The sequence below is a fragment of the Flavobacterium sp. GNP010 genome (genome assembly GCF_056428945.1).
The window spans coordinates 1-3,397 of sequence record NZ_JBWJVK010000087.1; the positions used below are offsets into that span (position 1 = coordinate 1).

Below are 3,397 nucleotides of genomic sequence, written 5' to 3' on the forward strand. Positions count from 1 at the left end.
TCTTTTCCTGTAGCATCTACTTTTACACCTTCTAAAGGAAAAGCAGAAGGAGTAGAAAAAGAAAAACAAGCGATTTTGTTTAAAAATTACGCCACATTTGGGGTGGGGAATTATGGAACTTTCATTGGGGAGTTATTTGTAAATCATGATATCAGTAACACAGATTATGTAGGAGGCATGTTTCGCCATCATTCTTCCGAAGGCGGCATACAAAATGTGGCACTTGACAATCGCTTTTATGATACTTCACTGGACTTGATGTATGGTTCTAATCAAAGAGACGTATCCTGGAATTTAGACTTAGGATATCAAAATCAAATATACAATTGGTACGGATTGCCAACTTATTTTGGGAGTAGTTTAACGCCACAAGATAAAGCGACTTTGATTAATAGTATCAGTCCGCAGCAAACGTATGGAACGTTATCATTAGGCGGTAATATTGGTTTTAACGAAAGTGTTTTAAACAAAGCAAGCTTTCAGTATCATCACTTTTCGGATGCTTCAGGAACTTCTGAAAACCGATTTTATGCAAAGCCAACGGTAACATTTGATGTTATGGAAAGTGCCGTAAAAACAAATATTATTGTTGATTATGTGGGCGGAAGTTTCAAGAATAATTATTCTAAAACAAATACGGAGCGTGTAAAATATGGTTTTACTAATTTTGGAATTGTTCCGAGTTTTGTGATGAAAGAGGACGATTGGACGCTGAATATTGGAGCTGGTTTGTTTTACAGTATGGATAACGTGAACAGCAATAATAAATTTTTAATATATCCACAATTCAATGCGTCGTATAAAGTGGTTGGTGATTTGATGATTTTTTATGCTGGTGCCGAAGGAAATTTAGAACAAAACTCCTATATGGACTTTGTTAATGAAAACCCATTTGTATCGCCAACATTAACAGTCGCACCTACAGACAAGCAATATGATATTTTTGCGGGGTTAAAAGGTAAATTGACTAATACAGTAAGTTATAATGTCAAAGCGTCCTATGTAAACGAAAGAAATAAAGCCTTGTTTCGAAGCAATGATTATGCAGCAAATGCCGATTATGCTTATGGAAATTCCTTTCAAGTTGTGTACGATGACATGTTGACGTTGCGTTTTTATGGGGAGCTAAAAGCTGATTTTTCTGAAAATGTATCTTTTGGGATCAACGGAACTTTTAGTAGTTATACGAATGATGTACAACAAGAAGCTTGGAATTTGCCTACGATTCAAGTTGGCTCTAATTTGGATGTATCCATAACTAAAAAATGGTTTGCAGGTGCTAATCTTTTTTATGTTGGCGAGCGAAAAGATTTTACAGTATTGGCATTTGAACCGGCGTATATAGAGGGAACTGCGACTTTAAAATCGTATTTTGATGTCAATGCAAATGTTGGATTTAAATACAGTGATCGATTGACTGCTTTTGCCAGAGCAAATAATATCACTAATAATGCCTACCAAAAATGGCAAAATTATCCAGTGCAAGGATTTCAAGTGATTCTAGGAGTGAACTATAAATTTGATTTTTAATCTATTTCTTCGCTGTTAAGTAGACATAAAAAATACATCAACTACAATAAAAATTGTTAGCCATTTCTTTAGTTTCCTTTTATTTTTGAGTAAATTTTGCAATAACACAAAAATTTTGCGCTTTACTTGCAAATTTTTAGTTTGTTTTTGGCATAGTATAATGATTTTAATTTTTTCCATTATGAAAAGAATACTATTAATTTTTATTTGCTTATTTTCATTAAATACATTTGGTCAAACTATAGAAGGAACCGTTTTTGACGAAAACAAAATACCAATTGTAGGAGCGTCGGTTTACTTGGATGGAACCACAATTGCTACTTTGACTAATGAAAATGGAAAATTTTTTTTAAAAACGAAGAGTAAAATTAATACCTCATTAGTTATCCGATTTATGGGCTATGAAACGGTAAGTATTGCCAATCCTTTTGAAAACCACAATAGAAAAATTTATTTAGTTCCGAAGCAAGTTGTACTTGACGAGGTAGTCATAAAAAAAGATTATTTTACAAGGAGTCAAAAAATGCAACTATTTAGAGATCAATTTTTAGGGACTACAAAGGCAGGGAAGTCATGTAAGATTAATAACGAAGAAGATATTAATTTTGAATATGATTATAAAACAAATACTTTATTTGCGACATCAGATAATCCATTAAAAATTGATAATCCCTATTTAGGTTATCAAATCGAATTCGATTTATATGAATTTCATGTCAAATTTCGTAAAAAGAGTATCAAAAATACGGATGTGACGAAAAGCTTATTTTTGGGAACAACATTATATAATGAGATAAATCAAGAATCTAAAATAAAAAAAATCAGGGATAATGTTTATTATGGTTCTTCGATGCATTTCTTTAAAAATCTTTCAGAAAACAATTGGGGTAAAGATCTTTTTTTATTTTTTAAAGGAAGTTTTCAGGATAATCCGGAGCGTTATTTTACAATTTCTAATGAAGGTAACTTAAAGAAGATTAGTATTACTTCGAATATTAAATATGAAGGTCTTTTAGTTGGTTCAGAACCGAGATTTTTTGCCGATTTTAATTTACTTTTTGAGAAAAAGAAGCAATCAAAAGTGATTTTTTTGACAAACTTTTTTTATGTAGATGAATATGGAAACAATTCGGATACTGATAAAATTGTTTTTGCGGGAGATTTAGCGACTAGAAAATTGGGAGATATGTTACCAATGAACTACGTACCATAAATATATTTTAGATACCACTCATAAATAATTAAAGAATAGAAACCAATTGGTAAATACCTGCATTCCAAAAAAGCTATGACTTTCAAACAAAAAATACATACCCATTATTTGCAATTAGTTCAGGATCGGATCGATGTTTTCAAAGATATGATTGTGGCCCTAACCGAAGATTCTAAGAACGATGCCAAAGGTTCTGCCGGAGACAAACACGAAACCGCTTTATCAATGATGCACATTGAACAGGAAAAACTCAATCGTAAATTGAGAGAAGTATTGGATCAAAAAACAGTTTTAGACAAAATTGATGCTACTACAATTGCTGAGACTATTATTGTGGGGAGTTTGGTCAAAGCAAACGGAATTTATTTATACTTAAGTGTTGCACTTCCAAAAATTGCTATTGATGGCATCAATGTTATCGCATTATCACCTCAATCTCCCTTAGGGAATAAACTGATGGGCAATCAAGAAGGTTTTACTTTTGAGATTAATGGTACAAAGTATTTAGTGGAGGAAATTAAATAAGAACTAAACACTTCATTATCGACTAGATTCGGATATCATTTTTAATATCTGTAACTTCATGTTACTCCTTGTTCAATTTAAATTACATTTTAGATATAAATACTATTTTTTAGTTGTCATTTATAACCA

Annotated in this window: 3 protein-coding genes; all 3 read left to right on the plus strand. The window is 31.7% G+C overall.

Annotated elements, in window-relative coordinates; all coding sequences use genetic code 11:
- Positions 1-1,530, plus strand: a 1,530-nt coding sequence (locus AC061C_RS15450) for a TonB-dependent receptor (RefSeq protein WP_478291910.1), incomplete at its 5' end; no start/stop codon positions are given.
- Between the two features lie 181 nt (positions 1,531-1,711).
- On the plus strand, positions 1,712-2,743 hold the full coding sequence (locus AC061C_RS15455) for a carboxypeptidase-like regulatory domain-containing protein (protein ID WP_478291911.1): 1,032 nt from the start codon (positions 1,712-1,714) through the stop codon (positions 2,741-2,743).
- Between the two features lie 75 nt (positions 2,744-2,818).
- The gene (locus AC061C_RS15460; protein ID WP_478291912.1) at positions 2,819-3,268 is read left to right on the plus strand and encodes a hypothetical protein; all 450 of its coding nucleotides are present in this window, start codon (positions 2,819-2,821) and stop codon (positions 3,266-3,268) included.
- Positions 3,269-3,397 lie beyond the last annotated feature (129 nt).

What these genes read in the sequence shown, in the direction of transcription:
- AC061C_RS15455 (WP_478291911.1), top strand. Translation starts at nt 1,712, where the DNA reads ATGAAAAGAATACTATTAATTTTTATTTGCTTATTTTCATTAAATACA.
- AC061C_RS15460 (WP_478291912.1), top strand. Translation starts at nt 2,819, where the DNA reads ATGACTTTCAAACAAAAAATACATACCCATTATTTGCAATTAGTTCAG.